Below are 14,283 nucleotides of genomic sequence, written 5' to 3'. Positions count from 1 at the left end.
TTCCCTCGAGTGGGCGACCTCCTGCCCGCCCCCGCGGCACAACTTCCTCACCCTGCCGCGCATCCGTTCCGAATCCCCCGCCTTCGACCTGCACCACCCGGAGATCACCGCGCTCGAACAGCTCGAGCACGCGGGTGCCGGTAGCAAGGCCGTCTCCGGTGGCAAGGAGGCCGGCAAGTGAAGATCCAGGGCAAGATGTTCATCTGGCTGGCCGTCTTCATCCTGGCCATGGCCGTCATCTACGGCCTGTGGTCCAAGGAGCCGGCCGGTACCACCGCGCTCTTCCTGGCCTTCGGCCTGAGCATCATGATCGGCTACTACCTGGCCTTCACGGCCCGGCGGGTCGACACGGGTGCCCAGGACAACAAGGAGGCCGACGTCGCGGACGACGCCGGCGAGGTCGGCTTCTTCAGCCCGCACAGCTGGCAGCCGCTCGCCCTCGGTGTCGGTGGCGCGCTCGCCTTCCTGGGCATCGCGATCGGCTGGTGGCTGCTGTACTTCTCGGCCCCGCTGATCCTGGTGGGCCTGTGGGGCTGGGTCTTCGAGTACTACCGCGGCGAGAACCGCACCCAGTAACACGCACCCAGTGCACGGGAGCCCGACACTCCGTCAGGAGTGCCGGGCTCCCTCTTTTGCCGTGAGTTGCGTCCCCCGCACGGCTCTCTCCGCGCGCCGCGGCCGACAGACGTCCCTAGCGTGAGGTCATGAGCCACACAGTGTTCTTCCGGGGCGACGCCGGACCCGACAGGCGCCTACCGGCACGCCCGCGACACCGCACCGCCGTCAGTTGCTCGCTGCTCGCGATAGCCCTCGGCGCGGGGCTCGCCGGCTGCGGGTACGACGGCAACCCGCTCTCCGCCGGCCCGTACGACGCGGCGGACGAGGTCTCCTACAACGCCCCCGCCGACTCCGACAAGAAGGTCGACCCCGACAAGCCCCTGGAGATCACCGCCTCGGGTGATGACGGACGCATCACGGACGTGACGGCCACCGACTCCCAAGGGCGCCAGGTCGCCGGTGAACTCGCCGCCGACGGCAGCCGCTGGCACAGCACCTCCCCCCTGGCCGCAGGCACCCACTACACGGTCCGGGTGAGCACCGAGGACGACGACGGTGCACAGGGCCGCAAGGTCATCGAGTTCGACACCGGTACTCCCAAGAGCAAGACGCTCAACGTCACCTTCGGGCCCAAGACCGGTACCTACGGCGTCGGTGAACCCGTCACCGCCGAACTCAGCGAGCCCGTCAAGGACAAGGTGTCCAGGGCCGTCGTCGAGAGAGCCCTGAAGGTGGACTCCGTGCCCGCGGTCCAGGGCTCCTGGTACTGGGTGGACGACAAGAAGCTGCACTTCCGCCCTCAGGACTACTGGCCCGCCCACGCCACCGTCACGGCCCACAGCAACCTCGCGGGCATGAAGATCGGCGACCGCCTGTGGGGCGGCGAGGCGAAGTCCGTGAAGATGACCACGGGCGACCGCGTCATCGCGGTCACGGACGCCGCCGCGCACCAGATGACGGTCTACAAGAACGACCAGGTCCTGCGGCGGATACCCATCACCACGGGCAAGCCCGGCTACGAGACACGCAACGGTGTCAAGGTCGTACTGGGCAAGCAGTACGTCGTACGCATGCGCGGTACCTCGATCGGCATCTCGCAGAACTCGAGCGATTCGTACGACCTGATGGTCTACTGGGCGGCCCAGGTCACCTTCAGCGGCGAGTATGTGCACGCGGCGCCCTGGTCCGTGGGCTCACAGGGATACGCCAACGTGAGCCACGGCTGCACCGGCATGAGCAACGGGCAGGCCCAGTGGTTCTACGACACCGTGCAGCAGGGTGACATCGTCAAGGTCGTCAACTCCTACGGCAAGGAGATGGAGCCGTTCGGCAACGGGTTCGGCGACTGGAACGTCGACTGGGCGAAGTGGCGCAAGGGCAGCGCCCTGGCCGCCGACAGCGGCACGAACGCCCAGGACCGGGCACGACTGCGCCCTGAATCGATCTGAGACGGGCCCTCCGCGCCCCGTCAGGGGCGCGGGACCGGAACATCGTGCGGCTCCGCCGTGCGGGTACGACGGACCAGGAGGGAACGGCTGTCGCCCTCGCACCGGGCGACCCGGCTCTCAGGCGCTCAGAAGGGCCTTACGACGCAGCAGATCGGCCAGGGCCGACGCGAACTCCACCGGCTCGACCGGGAGCGCCACCGCCGCATCCGCACGGCTCCACGTCGCCAGCCAGGCGTCCTGCGGCCGCGCGATCAGCACCAGCACCGGCGGGCAGTTGAAGATCTCGTCCTTGATCTGCCGGCAGACGCCCATCCCGCCCATCGGCACGGCCTCGCCGTCCAGGACGCACACGTCGATACCGCCCCGGTCCAGCTCCTTGAGGACGGCGCCCGGTGTCGCGCACTCCACGAACTCGACCGCGGGGACGTCCGGGGCGGGCCTGCGCCCGGCCGCGAGCCGCACCTGTTCGCGGGTGGTGGAGTCGTCGCTGTAGACCAGGACCGTGGCGGTCGGCTGCATGCTTCCTCCGGTACGCACTGGTGTCCGCCGCCCTCGGGACGGACCGTTGGGGCGGATGCTACTCCCTCGGACTCGTGGTCAACACCGGTTCGGACAGGCCTTCGATGGGCCATCCGGGCAGTACACACGGTGCGGACACTCCGAACGGCACCCCCCGGAGTGAGGGCGGGATAAGGGACCGACATAATGTCGGTCGTGGCGACAGCAACGACAGTAGAAACCGGGCACGCGCACCCGTCGGTCAACCGGCCGAACCTCACCAGCGTCGGAACCATCATTTGGCTGAGTTCCGAGCTGATGTTCTTCGCGGCCCTCTTCGCGATGTACTTCACCCTGCGATCGGTGACCGGGCCGACCCACTGGAAGGAGATGGCGAGCCATCTCAACTTCCCGTTCTCGGCGACCAACACCACGATCCTGGTGCTCTCCTCCCTCACCTGCCAGCTCGGCGTGTTCGCTGCCGAGCGCGGTGACGTGAAGAAGCTCCGGGGCTGGTTCATCGTCACCTTCATCATGGGTGCGATCTTCGTCGGCGGGCAGATCTTCGAGTACACCGAGCTGGTCAAGAAGGACGGCCTCTCGCTCTCCTCGGACCCGTACGGCTCGGTGTTCTACCTGACCACCGGGTTCCACGGCCTGCATGTGACGGGTGGTCTCATCGCCTTCCTGCTGGTCCTCGGCCGCACCTACGCGGCGCGGAGGTTCACCCATGAGCAGGCGACCGCCGCCATCGTCGTGTCCTACTACTGGCACTTCGTCGATGTCGTCTGGATCGGCCTCTTCGCCACGATCTACATGATCAAGTAGTCGGCCGTCGGCCGCGGCGGACGTCTCCCCGATCGGGGAGAACCGATCGCCCGCGACGATCCGATCCATTTCCAGAAGCATCGACGCAGAAGATCCTGACACCGGGGTAATCCGTGAAAAAGCTCTCCGCACGACGACGCCATCCGATGGCGGCGCTCGTCGTCCTACTCATCGCGCTGACGCTCTCCGGGGGGCTGTACGCCGCGTTCGCGCCCGCCGACAAGGCGCAGGCCGATGACACCGCCCAGTCCCTCGCCATCGAGGAGGGCAAGAAGCTCTACCAGGTGGGCTGTGCCAGCTGCCACGGCACCGGCGGTCAGGGCTCGTCCGACGGACCCAGCCTGGTGGGTGTGGGTGCGGCGGCGGTCGACTTCCAGGTCGGTACCGGTCGCATGCCCGCCGCCACCTCGCAGGGCCCCCAGGTGACGAAGAAGAAGAACATCTACTCGCAGGCCCAGATCGACCAGCTCGCGGCGTACATCTCTTCTCTCGGTGCCGGCCCGGCCGTCCCGACGACGAACGACTACAGCCCCGAGGGCGCCGACATCGCCAAGGGCGGCGAGCTGTTCCGCACCAACTGCGCGCAGTGCCACAACTTCACGGGTAAGGGTGGTGCGCTGACGCACGGCAAGTTCGCGCCGAGCCTCGAGGGCGTCGCCCCGAAGCACATCTACGAGGCCATGCAGACCGGCCCGCAGAACATGCCGTCGTTCCCCGACACCACGCTGTCGCAGCAGAACAAGAAGGACATCATCGCGTACCTCAACGCGGTCAACGGTGACCAGACCGACAACCCCGGCGGCCTCGAGCTCGGCGGTCTCGGACCGGTCTCCGAGGGCCTGTTCGCCTGGATCTTCGGCCTGGGCGCACTGATCGTGCTCGCCGTCTGGGTCGCCGCTCGGACCGCAAAGGCCAAGAAGTCATGAGTAGCCACGACATTCCAGAAGAGAACCTGCCCGCTGAGCAGGACACCGCACACGGTGCCGTGACGGTCGCGGACGAGGAGAACCCGTTCGCCGACCCGGGGCTGCCGCCCCACGAGCACCGCGTCCAGGACATCGACGAACAGGCCGCCAGGCGCTCCGAGCGCACGGTCGCCATGCTGTTCACCGTGTCGATGCTGGCGACCCTCGGGTTCATCGCCTCCTACGTCACGATCCCGACGGACAAGTCGATCTTCGTCTTCCCGATCGGGCACCTCAGCGCGATGAACTTCGCGCTGGGGCTGACGCTCGGTGTGGCGCTGTTCGCGATCGGCGCGGGTGCGGTCCACTGGGCCCGCACCCTGATGTCCGACATGGAGATCGCCGACGAGCGTCACCCGGTCGAGGCGTCGCCGGAGGTGAAGACGAAGGTCCTCGCCGACTTCAAGCAGGGCGCCAAGGAGTCCCAGCTGGGTCGCCGCAAGCTGATCCGCAACACGATGTTCGGCGCGCTGGCCCTGTTCCCGCTCTCCGGTGTCATGCTGCTGCGCGACCTGGGCCCGCTGCCCGGCACCAAGCTGCGGCACACGCTCTGGTCCAAGGGCAAGCTCCTCGTCAACATGAACACGAACGAGCCGCTGCGTCCCTCGGACGTCGCGGTGGGTTCGCTCACCTTCGCCAAGCCCGAGGGCCTGGAGGAGAACAACGAGGACTTCCAGACCGAGATCGCCAAGGCCGCCCTGATGATCGTCCGGCTGCAGCCGGACAACATCAAGGACAAGCGGGAACTCGAGTGGTCCCACCAGGGCATCGTGGCGTTCTCCAAGATCTGCACCCACGTCGGTTGCCCGATCTCCCTGTACGAGCAGCAGACACACCACGTCCTCTGCCCGTGCCACCAGTCCACCTTCGACCTCTCCGACGGTGCCCGGGTCATCTTCGGCCCGGCCGGTCACGCCCTGCCGCAGCTGCGCATCGGCGTGAACGCGGACGGCTACCTCGAGGCGCTCGGCGACTTCGAAGAGCCCGTCGGTCCTGCTTTCTGGGAGCGCGGATGAGTACTGCATCGACCAACCCGAACCCCGCCGGGGACGCGGCGGGCGGCTCGCGCGGACGGGCACCGGCCGGCGAGCGCCTCGCGGACTGGGCGGACGGCCGCCTGGGTGTCTACACCCTGGCCAAGTCCAACATGCGCAAGATCTTCCCCGACCACTGGTCGTTCATGTTGGGCGAGGTCTGCCTCTACAGCTTCCTGATCATCATCCTCACGGGTGTGTATCTGACGCTGTTCTTCCACCCGTCGATGAACGAGGTGGTGTACCACGGCAGTTACGTGCCGCTCCAGGGCCAGATGATGAGCGAGGCGTTCAACTCGACGCTGCACATCAGCTTCGACGTCCGCGGCGGTCTGCTGATCCGGCAGATCCACCACTGGGCGGCGCTGGTCTTCCTCGCCGGCATGTTCGTGCACATGATGCGCGTGTTCTTCACGGGCGCGTTCCGCAAGCCGCGTGAGATCAACTGGGTCTTCGGCTTCCTGCTGTTCGTCCTCGGCATGTTCACCGGCTTCACCGGCTACTCGCTCCCGGACGACCTGCTCTCCGGCACCGGTGTCCGCTTCATGGAGGGCGCGATCCTGTCCGTGCCGATCGTCGGCACGTACCTGTCGTTCTTCCTCTTCGGCGGTCAGTTCCCGGGCGGCGACTTCGTGGCCCGGTTCTACTCGATCCACATCCTGCTGCTGCCGGGCATCATGCTCGGTCTGGTGGTCGGCCACCTGATCCTGGTCGTCTACCACAAGCACACGCAGTTCGCGGGCCCCGGAAAGACGAACAACAACGTCGTCGGCATGCCGCTGATGCCGGTCTACATGGCCAAGGCCGGAGGCTTCTTCTTCCTGGTCTTCGGTGTCATCGCGGCCGTCGCGGCGATCGCACAGATCAACCCGATCTGGGCCATCGGCCCCTACCGTCCGGACCAGGTGTCCACCGGCGCCCAGCCCGACTGGTACATGGGCTTCTCCGAGGGCCTGATCCGTGTGATGCCGGGCTGGGAGGTCAACTTCTGGGGTCACACGCTCGTCCTGGGCGTGTTCATCCCGCTGGTGATCTTCCCGCTGGTCCTCGTCGCGATCGCGGTGTACCCGTTCATCGAGGCCTGGGTCACCGGCGACAGGCGCGAGCACCACATCCTGGACCGCCCGCGCAACGCCCCGACGCGTACCGCCTTCGGCGCCGCGTGGATCTCCTGGTACTTCGTGCTGCTCGTCGGTGGTGGAAACGACCTCTGGGCGACGCACTTCCACCTGTCGATCAACGCGATCACCTGGTTCGTCCGCATCGCCTTCTTCGTGGTGCCGGTGCTCGTGTTCATCGCGGCCAAGCGGATCTGCCTGGGTCTCCAGCGCCGCGACCGCGACAAGGTGCTGCACGGCCGCGAGTCGGGCATCATCAAGCGGCTGCCGCACGGTGAGTTCATCGAGGTGCACGAGCCGCTCAGCCAGGAGCAGCTGCACACGCTCACCTCGCACGAGCAGTACCAGCCGGTCGAGATCGGCCCGACGGTCGACGAGAACGGTGTCGAGCGGAAGATCAAGGGCTCGGAGAAGCTGCGCTCCAAGCTGAGCGGCGCCTACTACGGGGACGCCAACCAGATTCCCAAGCCGACGGTCGACGAGTACAAGGAGCTCACGAGCGGCCACGGCCACCACTGATCGCTGCGGCGCGCCACGCCACGATCGAAGGGCCCCGTCCAGTCATGGACGGGGCCCTTCGCCGTGTCCCGGGCTGGATAGGGTGGAGCTGTTCGACACCCGAGCCCCATGTCGGGGCCACCACCCAGGAGCGGCTTATGAGCGCTGTGAACCCCGCCGGAGGCGACACCGCGGCGGTCCGTTCCTGGCCCCAGGTACTGAACGGGCTGCTCGAGGGCCGTGACCAGAGCGCCGACGACACGGCCTGGGCGATGGACCGCATCATGCGGGGCGAGGCGACCGACGCCCAGATCGCCGGCTTCGCCGTGGCGCTGCGGGCCAAGGGCGAGACGGTCGCGGAGATCACCGGGCTCGTCCGGGCGATGTACGAGCACGCGAACGTCATCGAGGTGCCGGGGCCGACGGTCGACATCGTCGGTACGGGCGGTGACGGCGCGAAGACCGTGAACATCTCCACGATGTCGTCGATCGTGGTGGCCGGCGCCGGCGCCAAGGTCGTCAAGCACGGCAACCGGGCCGCGTCCTCCGCGTCCGGTGCCTCGGACGTGCTGGAGAAGCTCGGCGTCAATCTGGAGCTGCCGGTGCACCGGGTGGCCGAGGTGGCCGAGCGGGCCGGGATCACCTTCTGCTTCGCGGTCAAGTTCCACCCGGCGCTGCGGCACGTGGCCGCGGCACGCGGACAGCTGGGCATCCGTACGACGTTCAACGTCCTGGGCCCGCTGACGAACCCGGCGAAGGTGAAGGCGCAGGCGGTCGGGGTCGCGGACCCGCGGATGGCGCCCATCGTCGCCGGGGTCCTCGCGGAGCGCGGGAACTCCTCCCTGGTGTTCCGGGGCGACGACGGGCTGGACGAGCTGACGACGACGTCGACGTCCCGGGTGTGGGTGGTCCGCGACGGCAAGGTCACCGAGGAGGCCTTCGACCCGCGGGACGTCGGTATCGAGCTGGTGCCGGTGGAGGCGCTGCGGGGCGCCGACGCCTCCTACAACGCCGAGGTCGCACGGCGGCTGCTCGACGGTGAGACGGGCCCGGTGCGTGACGCCGTGCTGCTGAACTCCGCCGCGGCCCTCGTGGCGCTGGAGCGGGCCGAGGGCCCCCTGGTGGACCGGATCCGGGCGGGCATGGACAGGGCGGCGGAGTCGATCGACTCGGGAGCGGCCAAGAGCGTCCTCGACCGCTGGGTGGCCGCGAGCCACGCCTAGCACCACCGCTCCGGGCGGGCCGCGGTCTCTTCCGCCGTGGTCTGCCCGAGCTGTCTCCGGGCCCATGCCGTGGTGCACGCCCGTCGCCGTAGGGGGGACCGTCCCCTCCTGAGCGCCTCCCGTGACCCCCGGTGCGTCCCGGTATCCGGACAGAAGTTGCAGCCGATCGATCACCCCTCTAATGTCCTGCGCAGGTCATGAGCGACAGCCATTCGGCCCCGGCCGGCTGTCCGGCAACCCTCCGTCCGTGGCGGGGTGCCCCGGGTGAGGACCAGGCCGCAGGCAGCGAGGTCTGCGGCAAGCGCGGACCCCTCGCGTCACCAGGGGTCCTGGTCGTTCGAGGGAGCCTTCCGTGAGCAAGCGAATGCGCTAGGGCCGCAGAGCCCCGCCTCCGCATCCCCTTTCACCCCTTCGTGTGCCGTCGACACCTCCACGCGCCGTCATGCGCACCGTCCGGCACGGCGAATCCACCTGTCCTCACGGGAGTGCACCCATGTCCGTCTCCACCGTTGCATCCGACCGGTCCGTTTGTTCCCCGCTGCCCGTTCTCGGACGGGATGTGACCGTCCCGCTCGTCACCGGCGGCGAGGTCACCTACGCCGCGCTCGACTACGCGGCCAGCGCCCCGGCGCTCCAGCGGGTCTGGGACGACGTGGCGGCCTACGCCCCGTACTACGGCAGTGTCCACCGCGGTGCCGGTTACCTCTCGCAGCTCTCCACCGACCTGTTCGAGAACGCTCGCGTGACGGTCGCGGAGTTCCTCGACTGCCGGGAGGACGACCAGGTCGTCTTCACCCGGTCCACCACCGATTCGCTGAACCTCCTGGCCGCCGTGGTCCCGGCCGGCTGCGAGGTCTTCGTCTTCGAGACCGAGCACCACGCCTCGCTGCTGCCGTGGCGGGACGCGCAGGTGACCTACCTCGACGCCCCGAGCACTCCGCGACAGGCCGTCGAGACCCTGGAGCGCGCACTGGCGCACCGCGACCCTTCCCGCGCCTCGGGCCCGGCGCTGGTCTGCGTCACCGGCGCGTCCAACGTCACCGGTGAGCTGTGGCCGGTGCGCGAGCTCGCGGCGACCGCCCATGCTCACGGCGCCCGTATCGTGCTGGACGCCGCCCAGCTGGCCCCGCACCACCCGGTGTCGGTCCGCGACCTCGACGTCGACTGGGTCGCCTTCTCCGGGCACAAGCTGTACGCGCCCTTCGGGGCGGGAGTCCTGGCCGGCCGCGCCGACTGGCTGCGCGATGCCGAGCCGTATCTCGCGGGCGGCGGTGCCAGCCGCAAGGTCACCCGGCGCACCGACGGGGGAGTGGACGTCGAGTGGCACGAGAGCGCCGCGCGGCACGAGGCGGGCTCGCCCAACGTCATCGGCGCCTACGCCATCGCCTCCGCCTGCAAGGCCCTCACCGAGGCCGGCTTCGACACGCTGGTGGCCCGCGAGCGGCACCTGATCCGCACCGTCGGGGAAGGGCTCGCCGAGGTACCCGAGGTGAAGGTGCTGTCCCTCTTCGGTGACGACTCGCCTCGCGTCGGTGTCATCTCCTTCGTCGTCGAGGGCTGGAACAGCTCCCACTTCGCCGCCGCGCTCTCCGCGGAGTACGGCATCGGCGTCCGCGACGGCCTGTTCTGCGCCCACCCGCTGGTGCGCACCCTGCTGGGCAGCGACCCGCAGACCCAGGGCGAGTGCGGCGCTCCCGAGGCCGCGCCCGGCGAGAAGTCCCTCAACGCGATCCGCGTCAGCTTCGGCGCGGGCACGCCCGACGAGCACGTCGAGCGGTTCGTCCGCGCGGTCAAGGAGCTCGTCAGCGAGGGTGCGAAGTGGAACTACCGTACCGAGGGCGGTCGTTGCGTGCCGACGGTGTGATCCACCGAGCCCCGTCCGCTCAGGGGAGGGACGAGCCCCGCAGGCCGTGGGCGGCGCCGGGGCGGCGCACACACCGAGGGTGAACGGCGGTGAGCGGCCGAGGAGTTCGTGAAGGGTCCCGCCCCGCGCGACGCGGTGGTGCGGCCGGGACCCGGCGGACCCCGTCTCCGTCGACGGGCACCGGTACCGGCGCCTCCCGCCGGCGTCGGCCGTGGCGCGCGGTGACCGCCGTGGGTGCTGCTCGCCGTGCGCGGAGTCGCCACCGGCCGGAGAGGGGCCCTCCCCGGCCGTGACCGGGCGGGCTTCGGACGTCGTCCGGCAGTACGGGGGGAGGCCCGATGGACGCCGCGGAGGTGTGTCGCGGCCTCGCGGAAGACCCCTGCGGGCGATGTCCCCGGCCTTGCGGGAGCGGGGCGGGCGCCTCGCATCCGGTTCCGCCGGCGGGGACCACGGGCGGGTCGGCGGGGGCCGTGTCCACATGGCCGCCGTCAAGGGTGTCACCGCTTCGGAGGTACCGGTCTAGTTGTCGAGCCCGATCGCGAACGCGGCCTCCAGGTCGTGCTGGGAGTACGTGCGGAAGGCGACATGCGTGTCGGTGGCCAGTACGCCCTGGATCTTGCTGATCCGGCCGGGGATGACGTCCGCCAGGTCGTCATGGGCCTTCACCCGGACCATGGCGATCAGGTCGTAGGTGCCGGTGACGGAGAAGACCTCGCTGACACAGTCCAGCGCGGCGATCGACTCGGCGATCTCGGGGATCCGGTCCACGCTGGTCTTGATGAGGACGATCGCGGTGATCACGGCTGGTGTTCTCCCTCGGGGGCCTGGGCTGGGGGTTTCACCCTACTCGTACGGCCGTAGCGCACCCATGCGTAGCCGAAGCCCAGCGTGAAGCCGACCAGGTGGGCCAGATAGGCGACCCCCGGCCCCTGCTCGGCACGGCCCGCCGCCATCCACTGAAGGCTCGCCCAGAAGGGCAGCACGACCCAGGCCGGAAAGCGCAGCGGCAGGAAGAGAAGGAACGGGAAGAGACTGGTCACCCTGGCCTTGGGGAACAGGAACAGAAAGGCGCCGAGGACCGCGGAGATGGCTCCGGAGGCCCCGACCAGCGTCTGAGCCGACTCGGCGTTGGCCGCCGCGTACCCGAGCAGCGCCAGGTAGCCGCAGCCCAGGTAGAACAGGGCGAACTCCAGGTGGCCCATCCGCTCCTCGGCCATCGCCCCGAAGACGTAGAGGAACAGCATGTTGCCCAGCAGATGCACCCAGCTGCCGTGTACGAACAGCGCCGTCGCGGGGGTGAGCGCCGCGCGTGGTGCCCCGCTGAACAGTTCCACGGGCACCACTCCCCAACGGGCGAAATAGGACCGCTGGGCGGCCAGCAGTTCGTCCCCGGTGCCGTAGGCCGGATTCAGTCCCGCGGCCGGCCCGATCAAGAAGATCAGACAGCACAGGACGATCAGCCCGTACGTCACCGGCGCCGACTGCGCCCGCAGCGCTCCGGCGGCCACCCTCCTCCAGGTGCTGATCATGGGACAGAGCATGGCGCAACCGGACCGATCCATGCAGAGTGCCTCGCCGCACAGACGGACGGGCGGCGAGTACCCGCCAGGCCGTAGGGTTACGAGCCACACGCTCCAGGGAAACTGGCGCATCACGGAGACTGGAAGAAGGAAGAGCGGCCACGATGACGGTTCCCCTCCCGAACGAGACGACCCGCTGGCGCTGCACCCTGTGCGGAAACCTCACGCGGTTCGACGTCACCCGCTCGTCGAAGGTCGTCGAGTATGTGCACCTCGATCTCGCCGGGGAGCCGAAGGTCGAGGAGCGCGAGGTGGTCAGTGAGACCATCGAATCGGTGCGTTGCCGCTGGTGCAACGCCCTGGATCAGGTGGAGCTCGTGGACAGGCCGGGCGCCGGCTCCTGAGGGAGGCGGTCCCGCACGGACAGTGGGGTGACGGATGGTGGAGACCATAGGCGGGGAGCCGGCCGACGGCGCCGCTGAGGTGCTCGACCGGCCGCTGCCCGACGGCGTGCGCCGCCGCGTTGTGCAGATCGTGTCGGAGAGCTTCGGCGGTCTGACCCTCGGCGAACTGCCCGTGCAGCTGCGACAGTATGCCCGGTTCACCCCGAACCGCCGGGCGAAGTTCGCCGGCAATGCCATGGCGTCGGCCCTGGAGACCGATGCGGTGTTCCGCCAGCGCATCGGGGAGAAGCTCAGGGAGACGCAACCGGAACTCGCCGGCGCACTCGACGCCGGTTCGCCGCCGCCCGCCGCGGACCCGCTCGACGTGGCGGCCGCGGCCTATGTACTGCGCCCGGCAGGCTGGGTGAAGCTGGTCACCGCCGCCGGCGAGGAGGCCCAGCGGGCGGACGCCGAGCGCGCGGACGAGGAGAGCCGGGCCGAGCTGGAGCGGCTGCGGGCGGAGTTGACGGCCGCCCGGGCACAGACCCGCACCGAGACGGAGCGGCTGCGCGCGGAGGTCGACTCCTCGCGCAAGGAAGCCGAATCGCTTCACCGCAAGTTGCGCTCGGCCCTCAGTGACGTCAAGCGCGGCGAGGCGGCCCTGCGCAAGGTCCGGGTCGAGATGGACTCCGTACGGGCCGAGGGGCAGGCGCAGTTGTCCGCCGCCGAGAGCGAGGCCCGGCGGCTCAGGGCGCGGCTCGGCGAGGCGGAGGCCGCCCTGGAGGCGGCCCGTAGAGCGGCGCGCGAGGGCCGCAGCGTCGCGGACATGCGGGTCCGGCTGCTGCTCGACACGGTGCTGGACGCCGCCCAAGGGCTGCGGCGGGAACTGGCGCTGCCGCCGCTGTCCGTACGGCCCGCCGAGACGGTGGACGCGGTCGAACCGGGACGAATGACCCCGAAGGACATCGCCGCCCGCGCGCTGTCCGAGAACGATCCCGCGATCCTCGACCAGTTGCTCGCGCTGCCTCAGGCGCATCTGGTCGTCGACGGCTACAACGTCACCAAGACCGGCTATCCGCAGATGCCGCTGGAGAAGCAGCGGCTCAGGCTCCTCGGGCAGCTCTCCCAGCTGGCCGCGCAGACCGGCGCCGAGGTGACGTGCGTCTTCGACGGAGCGGAACTGGCCGCCCCCGTGCTGCTCGCGCCGCCGCGCGGGGTGCGGGTGCTGTTCTCCAAACCCGACGTGACCGCCGACGAGTTGATCCGCCAACTGGTGCGCGCGGAACCCCCGGGCCGACCGGTCATCGTCGCCTCGACCGACCGCGAGGTGGCCGACGGGGTCGCGAGGGCGGGTGCGCGCCCGGTCGCGTCGATCATGTTGCTCAAGCGACTTTCCAGGGCGTAACGGGCAATTGGTCGCAGCCTGGCCGCTTGCGCCGAACATCCCATGGGTAACCAACGCACCAAGCGCAACATCCGTGCGGCTTGCCCGAATTGAGCGGATCACCACGCAACGTAGTGTCAAGGCGGTATCACTGCACGTGAGTTCTGTGCAAAGAATGCATTGCGTGACCGAGATTTTCCGGCTCGGGATTTGAACTGATCACAGAGAGGTCACTAGGGTCGGGCTTCGAACCTCCGCACGGGCGATCACTCACAAGGGGTGGTTGGCGGCGGAGGGGCCCGCCCACCGGCGTGTCGGTAGGCGGCTGAAGGAAGAAGGAGCTCGCCTCCGTGGCGTCCCACCGTCGACCCAAGCAGCCGAGCCGCGCACGTGTGACCGTGCTCACCACCGCAGCGGCCGCAGCCGTTGTCCTCAGCGCCCAGGCCGCCAACGCCGCCCCCAGCGCCAAGCCGAGCAAGGACGAGGTCAAGTCCAAGGTCGACAAGCTCTACGAAGAGGCGGAGAAGGCCACCGAGGCCTACGACGGGGCCAAGGAGAAGCAGGACAAGCTGGAGAAGGACATCTCCACCCTGCAGGACAAGGTCGCCCGGGGGCAGGACGAGCTCAACCAGCTGCGCGACGGCATCGGCACGATGGCCAGCGCCCAGTACCGCAGCGGCAGCATCGACCCGTCCATCCAGCTCTTCCTGTCGGCGGACCCGGACGACTACCTGGACAAGGCGTCGACGCTGGACCAGCTGAGCGGCCAGCAGGTCGAGGCGCTGAAGAAGATCCAGGAGAAGCAGCGCGAACTGGCCCAGGAGCGGCAGGAAGCCACCGACAAGCTCAAGGACCTGGCCTCCACCCGCACCGAACTCGGCAAGAAGAAGAAGGAAGTCCAGGGCAAGCTCGCCGACGCGCAGAAGCTGCTCAACAGCCTCACCGCGCAGGAGCGCGCGGCC

Annotated in this window: 14 protein-coding genes, 1 pseudogene and 1 riboswitch; of the genes and pseudogenes, 12 read left to right on the top strand and 3 right to left on the bottom strand. The window is 69.2% G+C overall.

Annotation, left to right across the window (positions count from 1 at the left end; translation table 11 throughout):
* The 3 genes and pseudogenes from ADL25_RS45270 to ADL25_RS45260 form a co-directional block, all read left to right on the top strand.
* A pseudogene (locus ADL25_RS45270) lies at positions 1–181 on the top strand (cytochrome ubiquinol oxidase subunit I); the annotation flags it as partial.
* Complete coding sequence (locus ADL25_RS45265) at positions 178–576, top strand: cytochrome c oxidase subunit 4 (protein WP_059133828.1); 399 nt, start codon at positions 178–180, stop codon at positions 574–576. The pseudogene ADL25_RS45270 and the gene ADL25_RS45265, both read left to right, overlap by 4 nt.
* Positions 577–704: 128 nt before the next feature.
* Positions 705–2,006: a L,D-transpeptidase gene (locus tag ADL25_RS45260; protein ID WP_059133827.1), complete on the top strand. Its 1,302-nt coding sequence runs from the start codon at positions 705–707 to the stop codon at positions 2,004–2,006.
* Between the two features lie 117 nt (positions 2,007–2,123).
* On the opposite strand, the gene ADL25_RS45255 is transcribed toward ADL25_RS45260, so the two are convergent.
* Entirely contained in the window at positions 2,124–2,525 is a 402-nt protein-coding gene (locus ADL25_RS45255; RefSeq protein WP_059133826.1) for a response regulator transcription factor, read from the bottom strand.
* Between the two features lie 186 nt (positions 2,526–2,711).
* On the opposite strand from ADL25_RS45255, the gene ADL25_RS45250 reads away from it, so the two are divergent.
* From ADL25_RS45250 to ADL25_RS45225, 6 genes are all read left to right on the top strand, one after another.
* The gene (locus ADL25_RS45250; RefSeq protein ID WP_059133825.1) at positions 2,712–3,332 is read left to right on the top strand and encodes a cytochrome c oxidase subunit 3; all 621 of its coding nucleotides are present in this window, start codon (positions 2,712–2,714) and stop codon (positions 3,330–3,332) included.
* Positions 3,333–3,445: 113 nt separating this feature from the next.
* Positions 3,446–4,258: a c-type cytochrome gene (locus ADL25_RS45245; RefSeq protein ID WP_059133824.1), complete on the top strand. Its 813-nt coding sequence runs from the start codon at positions 3,446–3,448 to the stop codon at positions 4,256–4,258.
* A complete protein-coding gene (locus ADL25_RS45240) occupies positions 4,255–5,313 on the top strand; it encodes a ubiquinol-cytochrome c reductase iron-sulfur subunit (RefSeq protein ID WP_059133823.1) in 1,059 nt (352 codons plus the stop codon). Before ADL25_RS45245 ends, ADL25_RS45240 begins: the two co-directional genes overlap by 4 nt.
* Positions 5,310–6,968, top strand: coding sequence for a cytochrome b (locus tag ADL25_RS45235; protein ID WP_059133822.1), 1,659 nt, complete (start codon positions 5,310–5,312; stop codon positions 6,966–6,968). Before ADL25_RS45240 ends, ADL25_RS45235 begins: the two co-directional genes overlap by 4 nt.
* 137 nt (positions 6,969–7,105) lie before the next feature.
* Positions 7,106–8,170, top strand: coding sequence for an anthranilate phosphoribosyltransferase (gene trpD / locus ADL25_RS45230; protein WP_059133821.1), 1,065 nt, complete (start codon positions 7,106–7,108; stop codon positions 8,168–8,170).
* Positions 8,171–8,363: 193 nt separating this feature from the next.
* A riboswitch (SAM riboswitch) is annotated at positions 8,364–8,480 on the top strand.
* Positions 8,481–8,663: 183 nt separating this feature from the next.
* Complete coding sequence (locus tag ADL25_RS45225) at positions 8,664–10,034, top strand: aminotransferase class V-fold PLP-dependent enzyme (RefSeq protein WP_059133820.1); 1,371 nt, start codon at positions 8,664–8,666, stop codon at positions 10,032–10,034.
* Between the two features lie 519 nt (positions 10,035–10,553).
* On the opposite strand, the gene ADL25_RS45220 is transcribed toward ADL25_RS45225, so the two are convergent.
* Positions 10,554–10,835: an Lrp/AsnC family transcriptional regulator gene (locus ADL25_RS45220; protein WP_059133819.1), complete on the bottom strand. Its 282-nt coding sequence runs from the start codon at positions 10,833–10,835 to the stop codon at positions 10,554–10,556.
* Positions 10,832–11,563 carry a rhomboid family intramembrane serine protease gene (locus tag ADL25_RS45215; RefSeq protein WP_059133818.1) on the bottom strand — a complete coding sequence of 244 codons (732 nt, stop codon included), beginning with the start codon at positions 11,561–11,563 and terminating at the stop codon, positions 10,832–10,834. Before ADL25_RS45215 ends, ADL25_RS45220 begins: the two co-directional genes overlap by 4 nt.
* 155 nt (positions 11,564–11,718) lie before the next feature.
* On the opposite strand from ADL25_RS45215, the gene ADL25_RS45210 reads away from it, so the two are divergent.
* From ADL25_RS45210 to ADL25_RS45200, 3 genes are all read left to right on the top strand, one after another.
* Positions 11,719–11,958, top strand: coding sequence for a hypothetical protein (locus ADL25_RS45210; protein ID WP_059133817.1), 240 nt, complete (start codon positions 11,719–11,721; stop codon positions 11,956–11,958).
* Between the two features lie 34 nt (positions 11,959–11,992).
* Positions 11,993–13,342, top strand: a complete 1,350-nt coding sequence (locus tag ADL25_RS45205) for an NYN domain-containing protein (RefSeq protein WP_059133816.1) — start codon at positions 11,993–11,995, stop codon at positions 13,340–13,342.
* Between the two features lie 329 nt (positions 13,343–13,671).
* Positions 13,672–14,283: coiled-coil domain-containing protein (locus ADL25_RS45200; protein WP_420711430.1), on the top strand; the 612-nt coding region annotated here is incomplete at its 3' end.

This window comes from Streptomyces sp. NRRL F-5122 (genome assembly GCF_001507435.1).
GTDB lineage: Bacteria > Actinomycetota > Actinomycetes > Streptomycetales > Streptomycetaceae > Streptomyces > Streptomyces lannensis.
Note: the sequence above shows the minus strand (reverse complement) of the source record. Positions and strands in the feature narration are given on the sequence as shown.

Coding starts and splice junctions, on each gene's coding strand:
- ADL25_RS45260 (WP_059133827.1), top strand. CDS start 705: ATGAGCCACACAGTGTTCTTCCGGGGCGACGCCGGACCCGACAGGCGC.
- ADL25_RS45255 (WP_059133826.1), bottom strand. CDS start 2,525: ATGCAGCCGACCGCCACGGTCCTGGTCTACAGCGACGACTCCACCACC.
- ADL25_RS45250 (WP_059133825.1), top strand. CDS start 2,712: ATGTCGGTCGTGGCGACAGCAACGACAGTAGAAACCGGGCACGCGCAC.
- ADL25_RS45240 (WP_059133823.1), top strand. CDS start 4,255: ATGAGTAGCCACGACATTCCAGAAGAGAACCTGCCCGCTGAGCAGGAC.
- ADL25_RS45235 (WP_059133822.1), top strand. CDS start 5,310: ATGAGTACTGCATCGACCAACCCGAACCCCGCCGGGGACGCGGCGGGC.
- trpD (WP_059133821.1), top strand. CDS start 7,106: ATGAGCGCTGTGAACCCCGCCGGAGGCGACACCGCGGCGGTCCGTTCC.
- ADL25_RS45225 (WP_059133820.1), top strand. CDS start 8,664: ATGTCCGTCTCCACCGTTGCATCCGACCGGTCCGTTTGTTCCCCGCTG.
- ADL25_RS45215 (WP_059133818.1), bottom strand. CDS start 11,563: ATGATCAGCACCTGGAGGAGGGTGGCCGCCGGAGCGCTGCGGGCGCAG.
- ADL25_RS45210 (WP_059133817.1), top strand. CDS start 11,719: ATGACGGTTCCCCTCCCGAACGAGACGACCCGCTGGCGCTGCACCCTG.
- ADL25_RS45205 (WP_059133816.1), top strand. CDS start 11,993: ATGGTGGAGACCATAGGCGGGGAGCCGGCCGACGGCGCCGCTGAGGTG.